General features: G+C 68.5%; 23 protein-coding genes. 10 read left to right on the forward strand and 13 right to left on the reverse strand.

Annotated features, from left to right (window positions below):
* Window positions 1-2 precede the first annotated feature (2 nt).
* The 4 genes from ptcA to AC1RSI_RS07490 are packed head-to-tail and all read left to right on the forward strand — an operon-like array spanning window position 3 to window position 4,539.
* Window positions 3-1,061 (forward strand): putrescine carbamoyltransferase, encoded by a 1,059-nt coding sequence (ptcA, locus tag AC1RSI_RS07475; protein WP_052005175.1) that lies wholly within the window; start codon window positions 3-5, stop codon window positions 1,059-1,061.
* Window positions 1,054-2,595, forward strand: coding sequence for an APC family permease (locus tag AC1RSI_RS07480; RefSeq protein ID WP_291757067.1), 1,542 nt, complete (start codon window positions 1,054-1,056; stop codon window positions 2,593-2,595). Before ptcA ends, AC1RSI_RS07480 begins: the two co-directional genes overlap by 8 nt.
* Complete coding sequence (aguA, locus tag AC1RSI_RS07485; RefSeq protein WP_447941536.1) at window positions 2,511-3,635, forward strand: agmatine deiminase; 1,125 nt, start codon at window positions 2,511-2,513, stop codon at window positions 3,633-3,635. Before AC1RSI_RS07480 ends, aguA begins: the two co-directional genes overlap by 85 nt.
* A 1-nt stretch (window position 3,636) precedes the next feature.
* Window positions 3,637-4,539 (forward strand): carbamate kinase, encoded by a 903-nt coding sequence (locus AC1RSI_RS07490; protein WP_154726046.1) that lies wholly within the window; start codon window positions 3,637-3,639, stop codon window positions 4,537-4,539.
* A gap of 49 nt (window positions 4,540-4,588) precedes the next feature.
* On the opposite strand, the gene AC1RSI_RS07495 is transcribed toward AC1RSI_RS07490, so the two are convergent.
* The 4 genes from AC1RSI_RS07495 to AC1RSI_RS07510 form a co-directional block, all read right to left on the reverse strand.
* Window positions 4,589-5,791, reverse strand: a complete 1,203-nt coding sequence (locus tag AC1RSI_RS07495) for an efflux RND transporter periplasmic adaptor subunit (RefSeq protein ID WP_035306581.1) — start codon at window positions 5,789-5,791, stop codon at window positions 4,589-4,591.
* A 2-nt stretch (window positions 5,792-5,793) separates the two neighbouring features.
* Complete coding sequence (locus AC1RSI_RS07500; protein WP_154726045.1) at window positions 5,794-8,163, reverse strand: ABC transporter permease; 2,370 nt, start codon at window positions 8,161-8,163, stop codon at window positions 5,794-5,796.
* Window positions 8,160-8,891, reverse strand: coding sequence for an ABC transporter ATP-binding protein (locus AC1RSI_RS07505; protein ID WP_154726044.1), 732 nt, complete (start codon window positions 8,889-8,891; stop codon window positions 8,160-8,162). Before AC1RSI_RS07505 ends, AC1RSI_RS07500 begins: the two co-directional genes overlap by 4 nt.
* Before the next feature lie 105 nt (window positions 8,892-8,996).
* On the reverse strand, window positions 8,997-9,617 hold the full coding sequence (locus AC1RSI_RS07510; protein ID WP_035306588.1) for an NAD(P)H-dependent oxidoreductase: 621 nt from the start codon (window positions 9,615-9,617) through the stop codon (window positions 8,997-8,999).
* A 155-nt stretch (window positions 9,618-9,772) separates the two neighbouring features.
* On the opposite strand from AC1RSI_RS07510, the gene AC1RSI_RS07515 reads away from it, so the two are divergent.
* From AC1RSI_RS07515 to AC1RSI_RS07535, 5 genes are all read left to right on the forward strand, one after another.
* A complete protein-coding gene (locus AC1RSI_RS07515) occupies window positions 9,773-10,408 on the forward strand; it encodes a helix-turn-helix domain-containing protein (RefSeq protein WP_052004819.1) in 636 nt (211 codons plus the stop codon).
* A gap of 59 nt (window positions 10,409-10,467) precedes the next feature.
* Window positions 10,468-11,928 (forward strand): sensor histidine kinase, encoded by a 1,461-nt coding sequence (locus tag AC1RSI_RS07520; RefSeq protein ID WP_008259660.1) that lies wholly within the window; start codon window positions 10,468-10,470, stop codon window positions 11,926-11,928.
* Window positions 11,921-12,511, forward strand: a complete 591-nt coding sequence (gene fixJ / locus AC1RSI_RS07525; RefSeq protein WP_035306590.1) for a response regulator FixJ — start codon at window positions 11,921-11,923, stop codon at window positions 12,509-12,511. Before AC1RSI_RS07520 ends, fixJ begins: the two co-directional genes overlap by 8 nt.
* A gap of 66 nt (window positions 12,512-12,577) precedes the next feature.
* A complete protein-coding gene (locus AC1RSI_RS07530; protein WP_081836113.1) occupies window positions 12,578-12,946 on the forward strand; it encodes a response regulator in 369 nt (122 codons plus the stop codon).
* A gap of 73 nt (window positions 12,947-13,019) precedes the next feature.
* Window positions 13,020-13,643: a sensor histidine kinase gene (locus tag AC1RSI_RS07535; RefSeq protein ID WP_052004821.1), complete on the forward strand. Its 624-nt coding sequence runs from the start codon at window positions 13,020-13,022 to the stop codon at window positions 13,641-13,643.
* A gap of 7 nt (window positions 13,644-13,650) precedes the next feature.
* Here the strand turns inward: AC1RSI_RS07535 and AC1RSI_RS07540 are convergent, their stop codons facing one another.
* From AC1RSI_RS07540 to AC1RSI_RS07580, 9 genes are all read right to left on the reverse strand, one after another.
* Window positions 13,651-14,118 carry a pyridoxamine 5'-phosphate oxidase family protein gene (locus AC1RSI_RS07540; RefSeq protein ID WP_052004823.1) on the reverse strand — a complete coding sequence of 156 codons (468 nt, stop codon included), beginning with the start codon at window positions 14,116-14,118 and terminating at the stop codon, window positions 13,651-13,653.
* Entirely contained in the window at window positions 14,115-14,474 is a 360-nt protein-coding gene (locus tag AC1RSI_RS07545; RefSeq protein WP_008260903.1) for a c-type cytochrome, read from the reverse strand. The genes AC1RSI_RS07540 and AC1RSI_RS07545 overlap by 4 nt, the downstream gene beginning before the upstream one ends.
* 67 nt (window positions 14,475-14,541) lie before the next feature.
* Window positions 14,542-14,700: a hypothetical protein gene (locus AC1RSI_RS07550; protein ID WP_008259103.1), complete on the reverse strand. Its 159-nt coding sequence runs from the start codon at window positions 14,698-14,700 to the stop codon at window positions 14,542-14,544.
* 141 nt (window positions 14,701-14,841) lie between these two features.
* Complete coding sequence (locus tag AC1RSI_RS07555; RefSeq protein WP_008259074.1) at window positions 14,842-15,102, reverse strand: nitroreductase family protein; 261 nt, start codon at window positions 15,100-15,102, stop codon at window positions 14,842-14,844.
* Window positions 15,103-15,125: 23 nt separating this feature from the next.
* Window positions 15,126-15,587 (reverse strand): Hsp20/alpha crystallin family protein, encoded by a 462-nt coding sequence (locus AC1RSI_RS07560; protein ID WP_008261884.1) that lies wholly within the window; start codon window positions 15,585-15,587, stop codon window positions 15,126-15,128.
* A gap of 76 nt (window positions 15,588-15,663) precedes the next feature.
* The gene (locus tag AC1RSI_RS07565; RefSeq protein ID WP_008261598.1) at window positions 15,664-16,143 is read right to left on the reverse strand and encodes a host attachment protein; all 480 of its coding nucleotides are present in this window, start codon (window positions 16,141-16,143) and stop codon (window positions 15,664-15,666) included.
* Between the two features lie 7 nt (window positions 16,144-16,150).
* Complete coding sequence (locus AC1RSI_RS07570; protein WP_008262406.1) at window positions 16,151-16,651, reverse strand: DUF2267 domain-containing protein; 501 nt, start codon at window positions 16,649-16,651, stop codon at window positions 16,151-16,153.
* Window positions 16,652-16,661: 10 nt separating this feature from the next.
* Complete coding sequence (locus AC1RSI_RS07575) at window positions 16,662-18,230, reverse strand: MBL fold metallo-hydrolase (protein ID WP_035306601.1); 1,569 nt, start codon at window positions 18,228-18,230, stop codon at window positions 16,662-16,664.
* A gap of 24 nt (window positions 18,231-18,254) precedes the next feature.
* On the reverse strand, window positions 18,255-19,109 hold the full coding sequence (locus AC1RSI_RS07580) for a universal stress protein (protein ID WP_050771617.1): 855 nt from the start codon (window positions 19,107-19,109) through the stop codon (window positions 18,255-18,257).
* Here AC1RSI_RS07580 and AC1RSI_RS07585 point away from each other — a divergent pair.
* Window positions 19,108-20,070 (forward strand): universal stress protein, encoded by a 963-nt coding sequence (locus tag AC1RSI_RS07585; protein WP_492322677.1) that lies wholly within the window; start codon window positions 19,108-19,110, stop codon window positions 20,068-20,070. The two genes, AC1RSI_RS07580 and AC1RSI_RS07585, sit on opposite strands and share 2 nt — an antisense overlap.
* Window positions 20,071-20,080 lie beyond the last annotated feature (10 nt).

The raw sequence follows: 20,080 nt of genomic DNA on the forward strand, positions 1-20,080 counted from the left end.
CGATGCGTCATTTCATCGACACGCAAGATTTCACGAGCACCGAGCTCCGGTCGCTGCTGGAGCTGACCGGCCTGCTCAAGGCCGCCGACAAACAGGGAGGCTTGCCGCCTCTGCTGGCGGGGGCCTCCCTCGGGATGATCTTCGAGGAGCCTTCGACCCGAACCCGTATCTCGTTCGAGGTCGCCATGACGCGGCTCGGCGGGCACGCCCTCTATCTGAAGCCCGGGGAGATTCACCTCGGCGTTCGCGAGAGCATCAAGGACACCGCCCGGGTGATGAGCCGGATGGTCGACGCCATCGAGGCGCGGACCCTGAAACACGCCACGGTGACCGAACTGGCGCGCTGGGCGACCGTCCCGGTGATCAACGGCCTGACCGACTACAATCACCCTACCCAGGTGCTGTGCGACGTCTTCACCATGATCGAGCACAGTCCGGACGGGAAACGGCTCGAGGATTTGCGGGTCGCCTTCATCGGCGACGCGACCAATGTCTGCTCGTCGCTGATGATGATCTGCACCCGGCTGGGCCTGAACTTCACCCATTGCGCGCCCGCCCGCTACCAGGCCCCCGAGGCGTGGCAGGCGATCGCCCGGGCCAACTGCGCTGCGTCCGGCGGCTCCTTCACGGCCACCGAGGATCCGCAGGCCGCCGTGGCCGGGGCGGATTTCGTCTATACAGACCTGTGGTGGTGGGTCGGCCAGGAGGCCGAAATCCCTGAGCGCACCGCCGCCTTCATGCCCCGGTACCAAATCAATGAGGCCTTGCTGGCCCATGCCCCGGCGCACGCCAAATTCATGCACTGCCTGCCCGCCTCGCGAGGCGTCGAGGTGACGGACGCCGTGATGGATGGCCCTCGCTCGATCATCTACGACCAGTCCGAGAACCGGCTGCACGCGGAAAAGGCCATTCTCGCCGCCTTCGTCGCCCCGCGCCTGAAGCCGCGGTCGGCCGCGCGCTCGCATTGGCATGCCGGGCGCATTGCAGAGTTTCTCAAGCACCATCCCCTCACCGAGCCGGCTTCGCCGGCTGTCCTGTCGGAGGTCGACCGCCATGTCTGACGCTGTTTCCGCCACGCCGCGCCCGCGCTTCAAGCGCGTCATGGGCCTGTTCGACGTCACCCTGTTCACCGTCTGCGCCATCCTGGTGATCGACACCCTGGCCGCATCGGCGGCGATCGGCCCCTCGGCCCTGTCGTGGTGGGTGATCACCTTCCTGCTGTTCTTCATCCCCTACGGCCTGATCACCGCTGAACTGGGGGCGGCCTATCCCGGCGAGGGCGGCATCCAGCAATGGATCCGGCGCGCCTTCGGCGATCGCTGGGCGGCGCGCACGACCTGGTACTACTGGGTCAACGTCGCCCTGTGGATGCCGTCGGGATACATCCTGATGGCCGGACTGATCGCCCAGATCACCGGCGTCGAGATGAGCCTGTGGGGCAAGATCGGCATCGGGATCGGGGCCACCTGGCTGACCGTCCTGATCGGCGTCACCAGCCTGGCGACGGCCAAATGGGTGCCCAATCTGGGGGCGGTCATCAAGGCCGCCATCATGCTGCTGATCGGCGGTGCGGGGATCTACGTCCTGACCACCCGGGGACCGGCCAACGACCTGTCCTGGCCGAGCCTGATCCCGCAATGGGGCGCCGGTCTCGCCTTCCTTCCGGTCATTGTCTACAATTTCATGGGCTTCGAACTGGTCTCGGGGGCCGGCGAAGAGATGCGCAACCCCGCCCGCGACGTGCCGATCGCGGTCATCACGGCCGGCCTGCTGATCTCGGGCTTCTACCTGCTGGCGACCTTCGGCATTCTCGTGGCCCTGCCCGTCAAGGACATCGGCCTGATCGAAGGCCTGCTCGACACCCTGAGGTCGCTGATGGCCGGCGCTCCGGGGCTGGACGTGATCATCCCCCTCATCGGCGTCGGGGCGGTGTTCACCATCCTGGCCAATCTGGTCACCTGGTCCATGGGCGCCAACCGCACCGCCCAGGCCGCAGCGGCCGACGGCGAACTGCCGGCGGTGTTCGGGCGGCTGCGTAAGTCCAACCAGACCCCGGTCGGAGCCTATCTCCTCACCGGCCTGGTCTCGACCTTCGTGATCGTCGTCTATGGCGTCTTCGCCAGCAGCGCCGAGGACCTGTTCTGGTCGCTGTTCGCCTTCAGCTCGGTCATCTTCCTGCTGCCCTATCTGGTCCTGTTCCCCGCCTTCCTGCGTCTCCGAGCCCGCGACGCGGAGACGCCCCGTCCCTACCGGGTTCCCGGGGGCGCGATCGGGGCCAGCGTCATGGCGCTGGTCTGCACCCTGTTCATCGTTCAGGCGATCTTCTTCTTCCTCTGGGTTCCAGGACAGCCGGTGGATTGGCGCAAGACCGGCCCGATCCTGACCGGCGTGCTGCTGATCCTGGGGCTCGGCGAGATCGTCATCGGCGTGATGAAGGCCAACCGGCGCGGACCGCCCCCCCCCCGGCCCGGTCCGCTGAACCCACCCTCTCGTTTCCGAAAAGGTCCGCCATGTCTGAGGTTCTCGACACCACGCCCCGCGCCGACGGGTTCCGAATGCCCGCCGAATGGGAGCCCCATATCGGTTGCTGGATGATGTGGCCCGAACGGTCGGACAACTGGCGGGGCGGCGCAAAGCCGGCCCAGCACGCCTTCGCTGCGGTGGCGGCCGCGATCGCCGAAGGCGAGCCGGTGACGGTCTGCGTCTCGCCCGCCCAGTATGTGATCGCGCGCGCCCTGCTCGCGCCGACCGTGCGGGTCGTGGAAATGACCAGCAACGACAGCTGGATCCGGGACTGCGGCCCGACCTTCGTCGTCAACGACCAGGGCGTGGTGCGCGGCGTCGACTGGAAATTCAACGCCTGGGGCGGGCTGACCGACGGCCTCTACTTCCCATGGGACCAGGACGATCTCGTCGGCGAGAAGGTCATCGAACTTGAGCGCGACGATCGCTACGCCCCGGACTTCGTGCTGGAGGGCGGCTCGATCGACGTCGACGGCGAAGGAACGGTGCTCGCGACCGAGGAGTGTCTGCTGAACCCCAACCGCAATCCCGGCAAGACCCGTGAGGAGATCGAGCAGTCGCTGCGCGACTACCTCGGCGTCGAAACCGTGCTGTGGCTGGAGCACGGCGTCTATCTCGACGAAACCGACGGCCACGTCGACAACATGTGCCGCTTCGTCGCTCCGGGCGAGGTGGTGCTGACCTGGACGGACGACCGCGCCGACCCGCAGTACGCCCGCTCGGCCGCGGCGCTGGAGCGCCTGGCCGGTTATCGCGACGCCCGCGGGCGTCCTCTGCAGGTGCACAAGCTGCACCAACCGGCGCCGGTGCTGATCACCGCTGAAGAGGCCGCCGGCGTCGACAAGGTGGCCGGCACCCTGCCGCGCGAGCCCGGCGACCGGATGGCGGCCTCCTATGTGAATTTCTACATCGCCAACGCGGTGGTGGTCGCGCCTGCCTTCGGTGATCCGCAGGACGCCCCCGCAATGGAGACATTGGCCCGACTGTTCCCGAACCGGCGAATCCTCTCCGTGCCTGCGCGGGAGATCCTGTTGGGCGGGGGCAACATCCATTGCATCACCCAGCAGGAACCGCTGGGGGCGCGCGAGCGCGCCGCAAGTCGGCCCCGGTGACATGCGGCGCGTGATCGCCGTGGGCGGCAACGCCCTGTTGCGCCGGGGCGAGCCGCTGTCGGCCGAAAATCAACGGCGCACCATGGCGGCGGCCGCCCCGGGGCTGGGCCGGGCGTGCGACGGTCACGAGATCGCCCTGGTCCACGGCAACGGTCCCCAGATCGGCCTCCTGGCGCTGGAGGCGGAAGCCTATGAGGCGGCCCCTGGCTGGCCGCTCGACGTGCTGGGAGCGGAATCCCAGGGCATGGTCGGCTATGTCATCGCCCAGGCGCTGCGCAACGCCCTTCCCGCCCGCGAGGTCGCCGTGGTGCTGACCCAGACGCGGGTGGATTCCGCCGATTCCGCCTTTCTTCGGCCGACCAAGCCGATCGGCCCGGTCTATGCGTCGGACGTGGCCAAGGCGTTGGGCGCGGCGCGGGGCTGGACCTTCGCGCCCGACGGCTCCGGACTGCGGCGCGTCGTCGCCTCGCCCACGCCGCTCGAGATCGCCGAGGCGGCGACCATCGCCCGGTTGGTGGGGGCCGGCGTGATCACCGTCTGCGCCGGCGGCGGCGGCGTTCCGGTCGCCGACGCCCCGGACGGGTCCCGCCATGGCGTCGAGGCCGTGATCGACAAGGATCTGGCGGCGGCCCTGCTGGCCGCGCGGCTGGACGCCGACGAACTGCTGATCCTCACCGATGTCGATGCGGTCTACCTCGACTGGGGGCGGCCCCATGCGCGAGCGGTTCGGGACGCCCGGGCGGAAGACCTGCTGGGCCGCGACTTCGCCGAGGGCTCGATGGCGCCCAAGGTGCGCGCCGCGTGCGGCTTTGCGCTTCAGACCGGGCGGCCCGCCCTGATCGGGACGCTGGACGACATCGACGGCCTCCTGGCCGGCGCATCGGGCACCCGTATCCGACCCTGACATCGTTCGGAATGGCGTCGCTGTGCGGCCGACGAAGCTCGGACGGACGTCACCCCGCGCGCCGGGTCTTCACCCGGACGCCGTCCCGCACCTGGTCCGAAGGAAAGACCACCAACGAATCGCCGTCGGCTGCGCCCTCCAGAATTTCCGCGTCCCGGTCCGTGATCGCCCCGACCTTGACCGGACGCAAACGCGCCCTGCCCTGCTCAATCCGGAACACGGCCCATCCTCCGCTGTCGCGCACCAGCGCACCGGCCGGGGCGATCACCGCCGACGGGGTTTCGTGCAGGAACACCCGTCCCCAGACGCGATAGCCGGGCGCGAGCCCCGCGCGGCCGGATTCAGGACCAGTGAAACGCAGCATGACCCGCGTCCGCTGCTCCTCGATCCCCAGAGCAGATATCTTTGTGAAGGCCTGCGGCTCGACCAGCCGCACCTCGGCGGGAAGGTCTGCGGCGCCGCCCCAGTCATAAATCTCGGCCCGGTCGCCCGGCCGGATCCTGACGGCGTCCTGGGACAGGAATTCGATCTGCGCTTCCAGCCCTGCGGTCGCCCCCACCTCCACCAGCGGCGTGCCGGCGGCGACGTCGCGCTCGCTCTGCTGCAGCAGGGCCGTCACCACGCCAGATGTCGGGGACGTGATGGGGATCAGGCCGGCGCCCGCTGCTTCGGGACCGGTCAAAACCGCCTGGGCCGCCGCCACATCCGCGCGCCGGGCGAGAACCGCCGCGTCACCCGCCCGAAGCGCCTCGCGCGCGGATGTGGCCGCCGCCTGGGCGTTCTCCAGACCCTGGCGTGAGACGACGCCCTGCGCCGCCAGCGGCTCCAGCCGCGCCTGCGCCCTCGCCGCCCGGTCAGCCTCGGCCCTGAACTGAAGGCGCTGCGCCTCGGCCTGGGCCAGCATCGCGCGCGCAGCTGAAATGGAGGCCTCGGCCTGGGCGCGCATGCGTGGATCGAGAAAGGCAGAACGCGCGGGGCGCAGGGTCGCCACGACCGTGCGCCCCGCGATCACGGCGTCGCCCACCTCAAGCGGCAGCCGGGTCAGATGACCACTGACCGGGGCCGACACGACATAGGCCTGACGTACACGCGCCCACCCCTGGTCCGAGACGGTTTCCGCGATCGGCCCGCGATGCACGGCGGCAGCCTCCACCGTGACCGGACGGGGCGCGAACAGGACCGCCAGAATCGCCGCGGCCGCGAGCGCCAGCCCCCCCATGACGATCCAGCGTGTGTTGCGTTTTGCGGCCATGATTACTCCCGGGTCTTGAGGGCGGCGACAAGGTCAAGGCGCCAGATACGCTGACCGACGAGAACGGCGGCGGCCAGGACGGCGGCGAAATAGACGCAGACGGCGACGCCGTAGCCGTGCGCGGTGATGATCATCGGAAGTTGCATCTCCTGCTCCGCAAAGGCCGCGACGAGCGTCCTGGCGAGCGCCACGCCGCCAATGACGCCGAGAGGCATGGCCACAAGGGCCAACAGGAAGAGCTCACCCAGCAGGATGTAGGCGCATTCCGACTGGTCGAGGCCGAGAACCCGCAGGGTGGCCAGATCACGGCTGCGATCGGCGAGCGCGATCCGGGCGACATTATAGGCGACTCCGAAAGCGATGGCGGCGGCGAAGCCCGCGAAGAAGGTCATCTCGTCGTTCAGGATGCGCATGAAATTGGTCCGATACGCCTCGACCGTATCCGCGCGTGACGCGGCGCCCACGATCGCGGGCGCGCCCACGACGGAGCGGTAGAATTCGGCGCGACGGTCGCTCGCGACCTGGAGGGTCACCAGATTGACCAGGTCTCCCTCGCCCATGATCTGGCCGAGCGCCCGGCGGTCCATATAGGTGGAGAAGCCCGCGTAGTCCCGCGTGGTCCCCGTAACCGGCAGCACCACCCGGGGACGCCGGCCCTCGCTGACCTCGAGTTCCACCAGGTCGCCCGGCTTGACGCCCATACGCCCCGCCAGCGATTCTGAAAGGATCAAGCCCCGCCCCTTGAAGGGCACGCGGTGATCATCCGCGTCGATGGGCAGGGAGAGCACCGCGTCCGGCTCAAGGCCGGCGACGTACCCCTGTTCCTCGCGACCGTGGGCGCGGATGCGCGCGGCGGCGTAGCGCTCGCCTTCGGCCGCGACCACGCCCGGCAGGCGTCGAACCTCCGCCACCGCGACCACGCCTCGGTTCTCGGCGAAGGCCACGGCGTCCGTCCAGTGGCGCGCCCGGAAATAGGCCTGGTCGATCACCTCGTTGAGGCTGCCGAACATGAATTGCGAACCGACCAGCAGAGCCAGGCTCACCGCCAGGCCCAGCAGCGTCGACACGGCCCGGGTCGGAAAACGCTCGAGATTGCGGACGATCATCCGGCTGGACTGGTCCAGCCGCTCCCACAACGGAATCCGTTCAAGGAAACCTTTGCGATAGGCCGCCGGGGCCGGCGGGCGCATGGCCACCGCCGGTTCGAGGCGGGCGGCGCGCCTGGCGGCGAACAGCGATCCGCCCAGGGCGGCCGCGACGGAGAAGACCGAGGCCACAAGAAAGGCCTGCCAGGAAAACTGCAGGTCGAGGCGCGGAAAGCGCATGTACTGCGCCAGAAGCTCGGTGATGACCCGGCCCATCCAGGCGCCCAGAAGTCCGCCCCCGATCGCTCCGACCACGCCGATCAGCGCAGCCATCTTCAGATAGACGGCCGCCGCGTCGATGTCGCCGTAACCAAAGGCTTTCAGCAGGCCGATCTGTTCGCGCTCGCTCTGCACCAGACGCCCCAGAACCATCTGCACCAAAGCCGCCGCCACCAGTAGAAACACCGGCGGAATGACCCAGGCGACAATGCCGAACCGGTCGATGCGATCCTGCTGGAACCGGTTCGAGACCTGGTCGGCGCGCCCCACCGCCGGAACCCCTCCATAGGGAGAGAGAATGCGGTCGACCGCCGCCAGAACGGCCGCCTCGCGCGCGCCCGCCGCAAGCTTGAGCGAGACCATGGCGAAGGCGCCGCCCAGGCCCGTCACCTTCTCGACCGTGGTCCTCGGCGCCCAGAACACGCCCTGGTGCGCTTCGTCCGGCATCATGGAGGCGGGACCGGGCACATAGACGAACTCCGGCGACAGGGCTGCGCCGACCACCTTGAAGGCGACCTGGCGACCGTCGATGACCATGGTCACCCGTTCGCCCATCTGAATGTGCGCGGCGTCGAGAAAGGTCTTGAGCGCCAGGGCCTCGTCGGTCCGCCCGGGCTCGGGATACCGGCCCTGGATCAGGACCAGCTTGTTCAGCGCCTGCCGCGGATCGTCCGGAAGAGAGATCAATTGGGCCGTGGCCGGACGCGTCAGCCCCGGGATCTGCATCAGGCCGTAGTTCACCGCGCGGGCGTCCACCGCGACGACGCCGTCGATGGTCGCCAGTTCCCGGGCGGCGGCCAGGGGCGCGCGCTTGACGCGGGCGAAGACGTCCGCAAACCGGGTCGTCTCATAGTAGCGGCCCTGGGCGACGACCAGCGCCTCCTGGGCCGAGAAACTCATGACGGCGACCGAAACCCCGCATGTGATCAGCAGGGCGATGGCGAGCACCTGCAGCCGCATGCGCCAGAGGTCGCGCAGGAGCTTGCGATCCAGCGACGAAGGTTTCACCAGCGCATCTCCCGCGGCGCGATCTTGCGGCTGTTCCGGATCGTCTCGGCGATCTGTCCATCCCGGAACTTGACGACCCGGTCGGCCATGTCCGCGATGGCGGCGTTGTGCGACACGATCAGGGTGGTGGCTCCCACGGCGGCGGTCACTTCCGCGATGGCTTCCAGGACCTGGATCCCGCTCTCGCTGTCGAGCGAACCGGTCGGCTCGTCGCAAAACAGCAGCTGCGGCCGTTTTGCGATGGCGCGGGCCACCGCCACGCGTTGCTGCTGCCCCCCGGACAGCTGCGCCGGGAAATGATCCATCCGATCGGCCAGCCCCACCCGCTCCAGCGCCTCTTCCGGAGACATCGGGTCGATCGCGATTTCGGTAATCAGGGCCACATTCTCCCGAGCCGTCAGGCTCGGCACGAGGTTGAAGAACTGAAATATGAAACCCACGGACGCCCGTCGGTAGCGGGTCAACGCCGCGTCGGACGCGCCCGTCAGCTCGAAGGTCCTGAATTTCGCCGAGCCCGCCGTCGCACGATCCAGACCCCCGAGGATGTTGAGCAGAGTCGATTTTCCCGAACCCGAGGGACCGATCAGCACCAGGGTCTCGCCTTCGCGGATCTGGAAATCGACGCCGCGCAGCGCATGCACGGCCCCGGCCTCGGTCTCGTAGACCTTGGTCAGACCCTGGATGTCGAAGGCGATCGCGACGTCAGAGGCTGCTAAGGGAGAGGACATGACGCTTGAGACCAGGCGGACCCTTTCCGGGCATGTTCGGACAATGCCACTTCGAGCGAAGGCGCGACTTGATGGAGGTCAACAGGGCCCCAGGGTGCGCAGAACCTAGGCGATCGGTGTGTGGCTGGCCATTAGTCGGCGGGCGCGGCGGTCGACCTCGGCGCAACATTCCTTAAACCGTACGGGAGCCAGTCCTGGCCCGATGGCGCCGAAGTTGTGACGATCCGCGATCTCCAGGCCGGTCATGAGCGAGAGATGCTCATCGAACTGCTTATGCATGGCGGCCCAGGCACCGCTGCGCTCCACCCAGTCCTGAGGCGCGCCGGAAGAGGTGAAGCTGACAAGCTTGCGCCCGACCAGCAGAGGTTGATTGCCGCCGCGCTGGATCGGCGAATAGCCAAAGCCCATCCCGAAGACGCGATCCACATAGCCCTTCAGCATAGCCGGCGGCGCATTGAACCAGAGCGGATAGAACAGGGCGAAAACATTGGCGTCGCCGATCGCCTGGCGCTCGCGCACGACATCCGCCCGAGGCGCGTAACCGGGATGGTCCGGCATCTCCCGCGCGCGCATTCGCGGATCGAAGCCCAGGCGATAGAGGTCGCGCACCTCCACGACCGCCCCGTCGGCGCGGCACGCGTCCGCAAAGGCGGTCGCCATCGCCAATGTGAAGCTGCGGCGGCGAGGATGGGCGGCGATGACGGCGATGTGGAGGGACTGGGTCATGATCCAACCATGCCCCACCGACGGGCGGCGGCCTTGATCTCGCTCAAGGCGGGGCGTTTCGATCGCCTCCGTACCGACCCTTAGGGGCCGCTCCTGAATGTCGCGCAGATTGGCGGCTCTCTACTCAGATCGGGTCAGACAGGGAGAACCAGACGATGAGCGCCGCTGAAAGCTTCGCCTCCGCCCGTTCGATCGGCCACGACGCCTGGATCGGCGCGGCTCGGATGAGTTTCGCCGAGGGCAAGGAAATTTACGCCCAGGACGAAGACGCCGACCTGATCTACCGCGTGATCCGCGGCGCGGTGCGGACCTCACACCTGCTGGCAGATGGACGCCGCCAGATCGGCGACTTCTACTACGAAGGCGAAGTTTTCGGCCTGGAGTTGTCGTCGGCGCACCGGTTCTCGGCGGAAGCCCTCACGTCTTGTGAAATCGCCATGATCCGTCGAAGCTCCCCGGCGTCCGGCCGTGACGTCCAGGTCGACCGGCTGATGTGGGCGGCGGCGGGGTCGGAGCTGGCTCGGGCGCAGTCTCACATGCTGCTGCTTGGCCGGACCACTGCCGCCGAGAAGGTGGCCCGCTTCCTTCTGGACGTCCAGGCGCGGTGCTCGGGCGACGCGGCGATCCTGCCGATGAGCCGGCAGGACATGGCCGACTACCTCGGCCTGACCATCGAAACCGTCTCACGCATGCTGAGCCGGTTCCAATCAGAGGGCTTGATCCGTTTCGCTGGCGCGCGCCGTTTCAACGTCGTGCGGCCTACGAGCCTGGCCGCCAGCGCCGCATTCTGAACCGCCGTGCCGCTAAACGTGCTATATCGCCCCCAAGACGTGGAGCACGGGAAGGGGTGTTGCAGATTCAGTCGTCGATCCTGCGTCACACCCCGGGCCGCTGGGGCTATGCGGTGGCGGTCTTCGGCGCCCTGATCGCCCTGCTCCTGCGTCTACTGGCTGATCCGGTCTTCAATGACCGAAGCTTCCTGCTGCTCAACGTCCCGGTGATGCTCGCGGCGGCCGCCTTGGGCGGACGAGGCCCGGCGCTACTGGCCGCAGGCTTGTGCCTGCTCGGGAGCGTCCTGGTCCTGGGTGAGGCTTTCTGGCTCGGCCCCGCCAACCGGATCGAGGCCTTGGTCTTCCTCGTCATGGGGCCGGCGATCGCAGTGGTGGGGGAGCGACTGTGGCGAGGCGCCCGCGAGGCCGAAAGCCGGCAGGCGCAACTGCAATCCATTCTGGAGACCGTGCCGGAGGCCATGATCGTCATCGACGAGGCCGGGATCATGCAGTCGTTCAGCCCGACGGCCATGCGCCTGTTCGGCTGGAGCGCCGAGGAAGCGATCGGCCGGAACGTCAGTCTTCTGATGCCTGAACCCTACCGCCACGAGCACGATGATTACCTCAGCCGCTACCAGACCACGGGGGAACGTCGCATCATCGGCCTCGGCCGCATCATCGTCGGTCAGCGCAAGGACGGCTCCACCTTCCCGATGGAATTGGCGGTCGGCGAGGCGCGGATCGGAACCGGCCGCTTCTTCACCGGATTCGTCCGGGACCTGACCGAACGGCGGGCGCAGGAGCGGCGGCTTCAGGAGTTGCAGTCCGAGTTGGTCCATGTCTCCCGGCTCACCGCCATGGGGGAGATGGCCACCGCCCTCGCTCACGAGCTGAATCAGCCCCTGTCCGCCATCGCCTCCTACACCATGGGGTCAACGACCCTGCTCGCCTCGCCGAAGCCGGACCTGGACAAGGTGCGGAACGCCTTGTCCGCCGCCGGAGATCAAGCCCTGCGGGCCGGCGACATCATCAAGCGCCTGCGGGAGTTCGTCGCCAAGGGCGAGACCGAGCATGTGCTGGCGGACCCCGTGAAACTCATGGAGGAGGCGAGCGCCCTCGCCCTCGTGGGCGCCAAGGACCAGGGGATGCGGGTCGATCTCGCCTTTGACCGGAACACCGGCCCCGTCATCGTCGACAAGGTGCAGGTCCAGCAGGTCGCCCTAAACCTGATCCGCAACGCGATCGACGCCATGGGGGATGCGCCGAAAAGAGCGCTCCATATCGCCGTGGCGGAGGACGACGGCGATATGGTCCGCTTCACGGTCTCCGACACAGGGCCGGGCGTTCCGGAGACTGTTCTTGAGCGGCTGTTCCAGCCCTTTGTGACGACCAAGCCGGACGGCATGGGCATCGGCCTGTCGATCTGCCGCGGCATCATCATGGCACACGGCGGCCGCATCTGGGCCGAGAATCCGCCGGAAGGCGGAGCCCGATTCATCTTCACCTTGCCGACAGCGGACCAGGAGACCGCAGATGAGTGACCGAATCCATGTCATCGACGATGATGACGGCGTTCGCCAGGGGCTGGCTTTTCTTCTTGAGGCCCACGGGCTCGACGCGCAGTTTCATGCTTCAGCGACCGCCTTCCTGGCCGATGTCGAGGACCGGGGTGCCTGCATCGTGACGGACATCCGCATGCCGGAAATGACGGGTCTCGAACTCGTGAAACGGCTCCGCGACGAGGGCGATCAGACGCCCGTGGTGGTGATCACCGGACACGGCGACGTACCCTTGGCGGTCCAGGCGATGAAGGCCGGCGTGCACGACTTCCTGGAGAAGCCCTTCAGCGACGCACACCTGGTCGACGCCGTCAGGTCGGCCCTCGCCGAGCGGCCGCAGCCGGACGCCGCCCGGCGCGAGGCCGAGGCCCGGCTGTCTTCGCTGTCGCCCCGCGAACGGGACGTCCTGGCCGGAGTCGTGGAGGGCAAGCTGAACAAGGTGATCGCCTTCGAACTGGACATCAGCCCGCGGACCGTCGAGATTTATCGCGCCAATCTGATGAGCAAGACCGGCGCGCACAACATGGCGGAGCTGATGCGGATCGCCCTGGCCGCCGGCCTCTGACTTGCGCCAGATCAATGCGGTTGGACGGCAGACGCCTTAACCAAAGGCTTCACTTTGAAGCCGTCCATGTCTCTATCTCCACCACCGGTCGTTCTGCTCGTTGAAGACGACCCCGCTGTCCGCGCCGCGCTCGCCTTCGCCCTCGAAACCAGGAATTTCACCGTCGTCCTGGCCGTCAACGCCGCCCATGCGCTGGCTCAGGATGTCGAATCCGCCGCTGCCCTGATCCTTGACCAGAATCTTCCCGATGTTCAGGGGCTCGAGCTTCTGTCCTTGCTCCGTCAGCAAGGGGTAGCGGGGCCTGCCGCCCTGATCACGACTCACCCGCCCACGGACCTGGAGAACCGCGCGCGGGCCGCAGGCGTCCCGATCTTCGACAAGACCCGGCTTCATGATGGTCTGTTCGCCTGGCTCGCCGACGTGGTCCGGCCCTAGTCCGGCGGATTTCGGGCCGCGCCTCGTCCGCGCATGACTTGGATCAAACGCCGACCTGCCGGCGAAGGGTAGCTTGGCCGACAACCACAAGGAGATCGCCATGCCGCTGCAAAGCCAGGACGCGCGCGACGCTGTTCGCGCGGCTCATCACCAGATCGGGAACAGCCTGCAGTCTGTCGTCAGCCTCCTGCGCCTCGAAGGGCGTTCGGCGCGGCCGGAAGCCGCCGGCGTCCTCCTGGAAGCAAGTCGCCGGGTCCAGACCGTCGTGCGTCTACACCAGCGCCTGCAGGAGAATGGCGGGACCGTCCGCCTCGACGATCTGCTCGGCGACGTCTGCAGGGACGTGGCGGAACTCGACGCGTTGGATCGGGACGCCGAGATCCACATCGACGTCCACCCCTCCACGATGGACGCCCAGCGCGCCTCGGCTCTTGCGGCGGTCACCGCGGAATTGGTCGGCAACGCCCTGGAGCATAGCCTGGCGCGACGCTCCGGCCGGATCTCCGTCCTGCTGGCTCCTGCCGGAGAAAGCCTGATGCTGACCGTGACGGACGACGGAGAAGGCGCGGCCGGCGGTCGGCTGCCGGAAGGGTTCGGCCTGTCGCTGGTGCGCAGCCTGTGTCGTCAGTTGGAAGGCCAGTTCGCCTATGAGACAAGCGGTTCCGGAACGTGGGTCCGACTGGTCTTCCCTGTGTAAAGCCTGGCTAAACAGTATCCAGCCGGAAACGACGGGGCGCGCTGCGGCCGTCGCTCACCGTCACGAGACTCAGGCTTTCCGGCGAGAAACGGAAAAGCGCCACGGCGTTGGAGGCGGCGCCGAAGGCATGCTGATCGCGTCTGCACTTCGCAATCAGGTCGTTGACGTGCGCGACGAGCTCGAGGTCGACAACCTCTGCGGCGCGCCCGGTCATGGCGACGCCCAAGGCGTCCGCTGAGTCGGCGCCGGACCGCACCACCGCCGCCGTCCGGTCGTCCGCCGCCAGACGCTCGGTCCGAAGACTGTCGCGCGCAGAGACGAAATAGAGGATCAGGCCTTCGTTCACATAGCCGACCGTCGCCGCCCAGGGGTAGCCGTCGGCGCCGTTGACCGCGACCGTCGCCAGCCTCTGGCTGTCAAGGAGGCGGACCGCGTGGCGAACCACCTCGGGCGGCGCGGGAAGACGCTCGGTCACGGCGTGCGCTCCTCCGCCTGGAGCGATTCCAGATAGGCGATCAGGTCGTCGATCTCGCGCGCCCGGAACACATAGTCCGGCATCGACGGATGGTCGGCGATCGCGCCGTCGACGAAGCGGTTCTCAAGCTCCGACAGGGACCGTCGTCGCACGATGTCGCGAAAGGGCGGGGCCGTCTCCATCGGACTGGTTCCGGTCCGCGCCACGGCGTGGCAACTGGCGCAGGTCCGCCGCGCCACCCAGCCGCCCCGATCGGCCGCGTCCTGCTGGACCGTCCGCTCGACCGTCGGCTCCTGAGCGGCAGCCGCCGCTGCGAGATTGATCAACACCAGGGCGACAAGATGAACGCGGATCATGGGCTGTTTCTCCAATTGTCAGCTTGGCTCTTGTCCGAGGCGGCGCGTGTTCGGGGGCGAGCGCGCCTCAGGCGTCCGGACGTCGGCTGCGCCAGGCGGCCCACCCCGCAAGGGCGGCGAAGGCGGTCAGACCAGCGAAAATCGCGCCGCTCGTCACCGGCCGCGCGCGCGCCTGATCGCCCAGATGCTCCGCGCCCGCCTCGACCTCGCGTCTCAGGCGCCGCATTTCCCTGCGCCCCGCCTTTCGCCAGCGCTTGGCGGACTTCCGCAAGGCCGCCGTTCGCTCATCGACGGCATCATGCAGACGGGCGGCGGCATCGTGGGGGTTATGGGTTTCAGACCGTTCATGGGACATGGAAAACTCCTTTCATCGGAGGATCATGGTCGTTTGGCCGACGATAACCTTGACCGATATCAAGATGCTCTGAAGCCCCCTCCATAGGCTCGCAGAATACCGGGCGAGCCGTTCGCGCCCCTCGATGACGAAGAAGCGCCAGGGCTGCTGGTTCATGCCGCTGGGCGCCCAGACGGCGTCCTCGACCACCCCCTGGATGAGATCGCAACCGAGAGGGACGTGGCGGTAAAGACGGACCGCCCGGCGGCCTCGAATGGCGTCACGCGCGTCCATGACGCCCTCCCGGTCGCGACGGCCTAATGCGACGCCTGGATGGCGACGGTCCGTGTCGTCGCCTGGCCGTCCTTGGGCGCGGAAATCTTCAGCACGCCGTCCTTCATCACCGCAGTGATCTTGTCGGCGTCGACGCTGCGCGGCAGGACGATCGAGCGCGAGAAGGCGCCGTAGCTGCGCTCGGACAGGCGATAGTCCTTCTCCTCGACGGTCTTCTCCGCCTTCTTCTCGCCGCTGACGGTGAGCACCTCGTCCTCGACGGCGACCTTGACCTCCGCCTGGGTCAGGCCTGGAAGCTCGATGCTCAGCTCGAGGCCGTCCTTGGTCTCCGTGACGTCCATGCGCGGCGAGAGGGCGAGGTCGGAGCCGATGTTCCAGCCGGCGAAGCGGTCGAACAGTCGGTCGAATTCCCGCTGGATCGGCCCCAAGGGACCAGGAACGGCCGACCTGGCGGGAACGGAAGGCGATGTCGGGTGGGAGGCCATGAGAAAATCTCCTTGAATGGCTTGAACGCCACGACAATTCCCGATGCGCCGCCGACGCGTCTTGATAAGCGTCAAATCAGCTCGAATATCCCGTCAGCGGCCCCAGCAGCCGCCCCCGGCCGAGACGCTCGAACCAGGTGTCGAGCGCATGGTCCGGTTCCCGGGTCAGGTCCTTGCCGATCGTGCGCGCCACAAGCGCGACGCGGCCGTCGCGGAACCGGCGTCGCAGCGGCCCGATCAGTTGCGGAGGCGCAGCCAGGACCACGCCCTGAAGCCCGCGCCGTCGCACCAGTTCCACGGCGCGGCTCGCGACAGTGGCGACGAAGGCCTCCTTGGCGGGGCGCAGATAATCCTCCCGTCCGACGGCGTGCCGCAGCCGCCCCACGCTGTTGAAGGTTCGGGCCGGCGGGCTGGCGCGGAGTTCGCGGCGCAGACGACGGAGCGAGGCCGCATTGTCGATGGCCTCCAGGGTGACGAAGGCGCCGGTCTCGACGTCCCGTTCCACGAACCGGGCGCGCCCGCCGTCGGCCAGCACGAAGAGCAGTCCCTTGCGCATGACGACCTCACCTCCCCCCGGCTTCGACCGGCCATAGCGTGCGTAGCGCACCCGGCGAATGTCGAATGATCTTGTCGACCTCGCCCGGATCGAGCCGCTTGGCGGCGACCGCCAACACGGCCTGCGCGGCCGCAATCGTCTCGCGCGGAAACCCGGGCGGCAGCCGGCCTTCGACGTCGTCGAGGAAGGTCTTGAGGTCCCGCGAGCCGCCGGCCTCCTCAGGACGCCAGCCTTCCAGGACGAAACCTCGCATCAGCATCGGCAGCTGCGCCGACAGGCCAAGAACCAACGCCAGCGGCAGCCGGTCGCGCAACCCCTGCAGCACGGCGCGCGTGGCCCCGTAGGCCTCGACCCGACTGCACGGCGGCAACCGCGTCTCGACGGCGCGCAGCCATTCATTCGTCTCCTGGACCGTCGTGTCGAAGACGGGAAGCCCGGTGCTCATGACGTCCTCCTCCTTTCGTCGCAGCATCGACGCCTGCCGGACGGCCGCCTTGATCTCGGTCAAGCGCCGTCGGTCACAGCAGACGACCAAGCCGTTGCAACAGCGCCGTCCGCGCGCCGTCGTCCGGCTGCGCCTGCAAAACCTCGTTCAGGCGCACCAGGAAGTCGGCCCGATCATTGTGCCAATCGAGCCGCGCCGCCTGTCCCGGCGCCAGGCGCGGCCGCCCCCCGACCAGGCGCTCGGCCGAGGTCTTCGTCAGGACGAAGGCGTCGTCCATGGCCGGGACGGCCGTTCTCCATCCTCCGTCGGCCAGCCTTGCGCGCAGGGCCTCCAGCGCTACGGGTTCGCCGTGGTCGAGCAGGACGCTTCCTCCCACCTGTCCGCGCGCCTTCAGCCAGTTCACGAGATCCGTCGCGTCGGCGTGGCCGGAATAGGCGTCAAGGGTGCGAATCCGCGCCCCGACCCGGATGTCCTCGCCCTGGATGCGGAGGATCGGCCGGCCCTCCAGCAGCAGGCGGCCAAGCGTTCCCGCCGCCTGGAAGCCGGTGATCAGCACCGTCGTCTCCCGTCGCCACAGCAGCCGCTTCAGATGGCGACGGATCCGGCCGGCGTCGCACATTCCGCTGCCGGCCAGGATCACGTGCCAGCCCCGTATGCGCTCCAGGCCGTCGCTCTCCTGCGGCCGCTGCAGATGATGCAGGCGCGTCGCATGACGCAACGTCTCGAACGGATTGGAGCCGGCGTCCGGATTCCAGCCCCGCCGCAGGAAGACGTCGGTCGCCTCAATGGCCAGCGGCGAGTCCAGGTAGATTTCCCCGGCGAGCGCGGGGTCGGCGTCCATGACGGCGAGGAGGTCGAGGATCAGCTCCTGCGCCCGTCCGACCGCGAAGGTCGGCATCAGCAGCGGCCCGCCGGCCGCCTGGGCCGCCCGCAACTCCTCGGCCAGCCCTGCGCGGCGTCCCTCCAGGTCGAGATCCTCGCGGTCACGGTCGCCATAGGTGCTCTCCAGGATCACATGGTCCACGTCGCGGGGGCCGTCGGGTGCGGGCAGGAAGGGCTGGCGCCCCGAGCCCAGGTCGCCTGAGAACAGCAGGCGGACGGTCTCCCCGCCTGCCGCGATCGCCAGTTCGATCGACGCCGCGCCGAGCAGATGCCCGGCCGGCCACCAGGTCGCCTCCATGCCCGGCCCCGCCGCGAACCGTTCGCCGAACTTCACCGTCTGGAACAGGCGCAGCGCGGGATCCACGTCGACGGTCGAATAGATCGGCTCGACCGGCTTTTCGCCGCGACGCAGCTTGCGTCGGTTCAGATGCTCCACCTCGCCTTCCTGGATCTCGGCGGAGTCGGCCAGCATCACCTCGCACAGATCGCGCGTCGCGCGGGTGGCGTAGATCGGCCCGCGATAGCCGGCCCGAACCAGCTTGGGCAGCAGGCCGGAATGGTCGATGTGGGCATGGGTCAGAAAGACGCCGTCGATCGAAGCCGGGTCAAAGGGAAAGGCTTCGTAGTTCAACGTCTTCAGCGTCTTCGGCCCCTGGAACATGCCGCAATCCACCAGGAACCGGCCATGGTCGGTGTCCAGCCGCATGCAGGAGCCGGTCACGCACTCCGCCGCGCCGTGGAAAGTCAGGGTGAGGCTCACGCGCAGGATCTTTCCATCACGGCGTCAGTGCGCCAGGACCAGGCTCGGCCCGTCCGCGTCCTTCAGGAAGGCCCGCGTGGCGCCGCCGAACATAGTCTCGCGCAGCCGCGAATGACCGTAGGCGCCCGCGACCAGCAGGCCCGAACGGCGGGAGCGCGCGGCGCCGACCAGGGCCGGCCCCTCCTCACCCTCCACCAGAACCGCGACCCCTTCGCCGACGCCATGGGCCTTCAGATAGGCGTTGAGCCGATCGACATCCGGGTCAGCTGTGGACCTGTCGAGGCCGGACACGCACTGCAGGATATGAATCTCCGACGCCATGGCCAGAAGCGGCAGGGCGGCGCGGACGGCCCGCCCCGCCTGCGGGCTGCCGTCCCAGGCGATGGCGGCCGGGCCGTCCAGCCTGGCTGGATCGCCACGGCCGACCAGGACCGGCGCGCGCAGGTCGAGCAGGATCTGGGCGAGTGCGTCGCGCCCCGCGCCGGCCGCATAGGCCTGTCCCATGACGACCAGGTCGCACAGGGCCAGGATGCGCGTCAGCGCCAGGGCCGGCCGCAGCCCGCGCTCCAGCACCGCCATCCGGGGGGCGCCGTCGCCGGCGCCGAAGACCACGTCATGGGCGGCTGCGGCACGGGCGGCCGTCGCCTCGATGCGGCGCTGCAATTCGAGCTGCGCCCGGGCCAATTCGTCGATCGCCTCCTGCGACAAGGTGGAACCGAGGGTCAATCCCAGCGTCACCATGTCCACGGCCATGTCCGGATAGACCGGCAGAACCTCCACACTCCCCTCGTGCTGGGCAGCTAGGGCCGCCGCGAAGGCCAAGGTCTCGCCGTCGCCAGCGCCCCCGTCCGTGATCGCCACCAAGCGCTTCAGGCTCATGTTCCGCTTCTCCCTGATGACCGACACCCTGGGCGCGCCCTCCGGCCTCCACCTTGATCAATGTCAATCGGGCCGCTTGACCCTGATCAAGGCCCCCTCCCCGCAAGGCGTCATCCTGCTGTCCAAGGAGAACGCCATGACCTACGCCAGCCTGATCGTCGCCGTGGAGTCCGGAGAGGCGGGCGACGCCGCCGTCCGCCAGGCCGTTGAACTTGCCGCGCGGTTCTCGGCCGCTCTGACCGGCGTGTGCACCGTGGCCGTTCCGCCGCTGATCGGCGACGACCCCTTCACCGGCGGCGCCGCGCTCACGGTCTTGCTCAGCGACTACGAGGCGACCGCCGAGGCGGAGCTCCTGACGGCCGAAAGACGGTTTCGCGCCTTGGCCGAGGGTCTCGCCGTCGATTGGCGCGGCCGGATCGGATGGCCCGCCTACGTTCTGATCGAGCACGCCCGCCTCGCGGACCTGATCGTCATGCCGGGCCGCATCCCCAGGCCGCCCTATGGCCGGTCGAACCCCGTCGATATCATCATGAGCGCCGGACGCCCGGTCCTGATCGTCCCTTCCAGTGCGGGCCCGGCGCTCGGCCGGCCGGCCCTGGTGGCCTGGAAGGACACGCGGGAGTCCCGGCGGGCGGTCGCCGGCGCCGTTCCCCTGCTCAAGCAGGCGTCGGGCGTTCGTCTGGCCCAGGTCTGCGCCGGGGAGGATCGCGGCGACGCCCAGGCCGCGCTCGTCGAGGTCGCGACCTTTCTCGCGCGTCACGGGATCGAGGTCGATATCGAGATCCTGTCCGCCGAAGACGCTGCGGCAGGGAACCGGTTGCTGGACCACGCCAAGGAGACAGGTTGCGGCCTTCTGGTCGCCGGCGCCTACGGTCATTCCCGTTTGAGGGAGTGGGTTCTCGGAGGCGTGACCCGATCGCTTCTGGATCGGAGCGACCTGTGCCTGCTCCTCGCGCACTAGGCTCGCCCGG

The organism is Brevundimonas sp. GW821-FHT10E09 (genome assembly GCF_058809375.1).